The 4,536-nt window shown below is 63.3% G+C and carries 1 protein-coding gene; it reads right to left on the bottom strand.

Annotated features, from left to right (window positions below):
• Nucleotides 1-120: 120 nt before the first annotated feature.
• Nucleotides 121-4,536 (bottom strand): PAS domain S-box protein (locus Q0964_RS14070; RefSeq protein WP_299268764.1); only part of this gene is annotated, 4,416 nt, incomplete at its 5' end.

The following is a 4,536-nucleotide window of genomic DNA, read 5'->3' on the forward strand; positions in this document are numbered from 1 at the left end:
CGGCCCCATCGTAGGCAGTTTTGACGTCGTAGCACCCCTCGAGCCACTCGGTATACAGGTCGGCCATGCTCCGGTCGTCCTCAACAACGAGGACAACCGCCGGGTTCGACTGCCTAGTTGTCATCTTGGCGTCTCGACAGACGGTTCACGTTCCACTGTTTGGCTGGTTGGCACCCGCAAACATACCTCCGTTCCGTCGTCCGTTGTCTCGACCGACACGTCACCACCTACCCCGGTGACGATCATCCGGACCATCCACAGACCGAGCCCCTGTCCGTGATTGAGCGGCGTCTCTTCGCCGGTCTCGAGGACACTGGCTTCCATCTCCGGCATCCCGGGGCCGTTGTCTCTCACGCTTATCGCGATCCAGTCGGATCCTGGGCGAGTGAGTTCGACCTCAACCGTGGAGTCACTGTTCACCTTGGCGGCGTTTTCTACCAGCTCGTGAACCGCTTCGTGGAGCGTCCGCGGCACTTCTCCCGACTCGTTGTCCGAGATGTCGGTCACGACGGTCATATCCGGGTATTCCTCGCGGATTGGGGCCACGGCGTCCTCGACCAACGACTTGGCCTCCGTCGTGGTCCCCTGTCCCTTCTGAGAGCTGATAATCTCTCGTATCTCCCCCATTTTCTCGGTCATCGATCCCCACTTGTCGAGGATCCGCTCGACAGTTTCGAACTGTTCGGCCCGCTTTTCGGCGTCCGTTTCCTCTGACATGACCTCCGTCCAGCCACGCACCTTCGTCAGGTCGTTTCGCATGTTGTGACGCATCACGCGCTGCATGACCTCCAGGTGGCGTCTGTCTTGCACCTGGGTCGTAATGTCGCGACCCTCGACGACGAGCAGGGACACCTCGTCGTCCTCGTCGGTCACGGGTTTGACCGAGAAGTCGATCGTCGCGAGGCCGTCGGCGCCGCGAACCTCCGTTTCGTAGCGGACGAGCTCGCCGTTTGCGCCCCGCTCGAGGGCGTCCAGAAGGTTGTCTCGAACGGCCTCGGAGTGGGTCCACCACGGAGCATCGGAGAACGGGTCCCCGACGATGTCGTCACGCTCAATCCCGCCGAACTCGAGCGCGGCGTTGTTGACTTCGACGACCGTGCCGTCGGGTTCCAGTAGCCCCGTGAACTGGAAGGTCTGGTTGAAGATGCTCTCGAACCGCCGGGACCGTTCCTTCCGGTCGGTCACGTCACGGAGGTAGAGGAGCATCCCGTCGATGGCGTCGTCGTCTAGCATGTTTCGGTACTGTCCCTCGACGTTGCGCCACTCGCCGTCGCCCGACCTGAGGCGACACTCGGCCTGGAGATTCGCCTCGGGGTCTTCCATCCCGGTAAAGAACGTCTCCATTGTGGCTTCCCGGCTGTCCGGGTGGAGGTAGTCGAAAAGGTTCTCGCCGACGAGGTGGTCGGGGTCGTGGCCGAGGACTCGGTCGGCCGACCCGCTCGCGTACGTGATCGTCCCGTCCGTGTCGACGATGGTAACCACGTCGTCGGACTCCTCGACGAACCGTTCGGTCCGGCGTTGCTGGCGCCGTCGGTCGGTCATGTCACGGACGATCACCGCGTAACCACGGAACTCACTGTTGTCGTCTTCAAGCGGGGCATGCCGAATGTCCGCGTAGAACTCCGAACCGTCCGCCCGGACGCGCCAGCCCTCGTGGGCGCTCTCGCCGGCGATACGCGCCTGCTGGAGCAACCGGCCGGGAAGTCCCGACTCCCGGTCGGCTTCCGGATGGAGTTCGGCAATTCCCATTCCGATGGCGGCCTCCGCGTCGTACCCGAACGTGTCCTCAGCGCCCTCGTTCCAGGTTTGAATCACACCTTCCTCGTCGACGATGAGGAAGGCGTACTCGTCGACGCTCTCTGCGAGCAGACGGAACCGTTCGCGCTCCTCGAACAGGTCCTGTTCGCGCTGTGCCTCCTCGGTCACGTCCTGTGTTAACACCAGTCCACGGTCCCCATCCGACTCCCCGGCGTCAGCGTCGACTGGAACGATGTGAACCCGGAGCGTCCGGTCGTCAACTTCGACCCGGCGGTTCGTGCGCTCGCCGTCGAGTGCCGCCTGAAGCTGTGAGACGAGTTCGCCGTTAGCGTCGATGTCCGGTAGCACCGTCCCGGCTGTCATCCCGGTGACGCCCGATGCTTCGAGGCCCACTTCCGAGAGGAGTTCGCCTGCCGCCAGACTATACTCGAGATTCTCATCGAAGGTGAGGACGGCGCCGTTTGGGATGTTCTCCGCGAGGCTCCGGTACCGTCGCTCGCTCGCCCGGAGCGACGCTTCCTGTTCGAAACGGTCAAAAACGGCGACGAGGTTCCCGGTCAGTACTTCGATGAGACGGCGGTCGCCCTCGTTGAGACGGTCCGGATCGGTGACTCCGACCACGGCAGCACCGTGGTCACCGATCGGGAAGTACGCACTCGCGACAGTCTCCCCGCGGTCGACGTCGTCGTCGATATCCGTGCTGTCCTCGTGATAGACCGGCTCGCCTGCCTCGACGGCCTTCCACAGCGGCGTCCGCCCGCGCTCGACGCGCTCGGGCGCGGACCTGTCGGGCTTCTCCGTCGTGGCAGTACGCACGAGTTCGTCCCCCTGGCGAAGGTAGACACCCGCCAGATGGAACCCGAGCTCCTCGGTTAGTGTCTCGACGGTCACAGCAGCCGCGTCAGCAGTACCGTCTGTCTGCAGGAGTTCACGGGTCGTGCCGTGGAGCACCCGCAGACGCTTTTCTCTGGTCTTCTGTTCTGTAATGTCCTGTTGAATCCCGATGTGGTTCGTTAACTCGCCGTCCTCGTCGTAGACGGGCGTCACCGAAAGCCGGTTCCAGAACTGTTCGCCGTCTTTGCGGTAATTGCGCAACTCGACAGTCGTCGCCTCCTCGGCGGCGATGGCTTCTCGCAGGTCGTCGAGGGCCGTCTGGTCTCTGTCGTCGGCCTGCAGGAAGCGGCAGTTGCGTCCGACAGCGTCTGCACGCGTGTAGCCGGTCTGGTCGACGAACCCGTCGTTAACGTAGACCAGTGGGTTGTCTTCCTGGTCGGGGTCGCTGATCGTGATCCCGATATTGGCTTCGTTCATCGCTCGTTCTTTCAGTTCGAGTTCGCGCTCGCGCTCCCTCCGTTTGGAGATATCGGTCCCCGTCGCGAGCACCCGAACCGGCTCTTTCTCGTCGTCATAGACCGGAGTTGCCCGTGTCCCCAACCACAGTGTGTTCCCATTGCCATCGAGCATCCGGAACTCCCCTACCCACGGGTCGCCGGTTTCGAGCATCGCCTCCAGTTCCCGCTGGACGCGTTTGCGGTCCTCTGGGTGGACTGCTGCTCTGAACCCCTCAATAGAGGTGATCTCCTGTCCGACGATGTCGACGAGCGTCCCGTTCCACGTCACGGCGTCCGTCTCCAGGTCCCAATCGGCGATCCCGGTGTTCGTTCCCGAAAGCGTCAGTTCGAGTCGCTCGCGCTGTTGACGGAGTTCCTCGCGAGCGTTTCGGCGGTCGATTTCGTAGCCAACCCAGCGACCGATCAGACGAATGAACGACAGCTCGAACTCGTCGAACGAGCGGTCCCGTGGTTCCTTCGAGGCGAAACACAGCGTCCCGAAAAGATCCTCGCCGGCGACGACTTCAGCGCCGACGTAGGTCTCGAGCTCGAAGGCCTCGTACGCCGGGTCGTCCACCCAGCCAGCCTCGACGGCGTGTGTGATCGCCATCGGGTCGTCCCGCTCTATCGTCTCTCGGCAGTATGACTGTGCGAGCGGCACCGATTCGTCCGGCTGGAGGCGTTCGTGGGACCCGAGGGCTTCGGCGATTGTCTGTGTCCCTGGCACAGATTCGTCGCCCGTCTCGATGCGCGTCAGGAAACCGTAAGGGAGATCGAGGTAGTCCCTACTGGCTTCTAAGAGCTCCGAGAGTTTCTCCTCGAACGTCAGTCCCGGGTCGGTCGTCATCTCGTAGAGCCGCCCGAGGAGGTCTTTCCTCGCTTCGAGCCGTCTCTCGCGCTCCTTGCGTTCCGTGACATCCTGCTGGATACCGATGTAGTTCTGCACGGACCCGTGCTCGTCTCTCACCGGTGTGATGGAGATGCGACTCCAGTAGGGCGTTCCATCGCGCCGCTCGTTCCTGAGTTCGAGTGACACCGGCTCCTCGGCCGCAATCGCTGCACGGAGTCGCGCCACCTGTTCGGAGTCGGTGCCCTCTCCCTGGAGGAATCGCGGATTGCGCCCGAGCGCCTCCTCGCGAGTGTAGCCAGTCATCCGCTCGAACCCGTCGTTGACGTAGACCAGCGGATTATCCGCCTTCGTGGGGTCGGTGATCTGGATCCCGACGTTGGCTTCGTCCATCGCCCGCTCTTTCAGTTCGAGTTCGCGCTCGCGCTGTCTGCGTTCGGTCTCGTCGCGGACGGTACAGACGAGCCGTCCGTCCCCGACGATGGTCAGGGAGAGTTCGGCGGGGAACGTCGACCCGTCGGGCCGGCTACCGGTCACCATCCCGCGCCAGTGGCCCTCCGTCTCCAGTGCGGGGAACGCCTCGCGCTCTAATCGCTCGAT

Source organism: Halorientalis sp., assembly GCF_028275115.1.
GTDB lineage: Archaea > Halobacteriota > Halobacteria > Halobacteriales > Haloarculaceae > Halorientalis.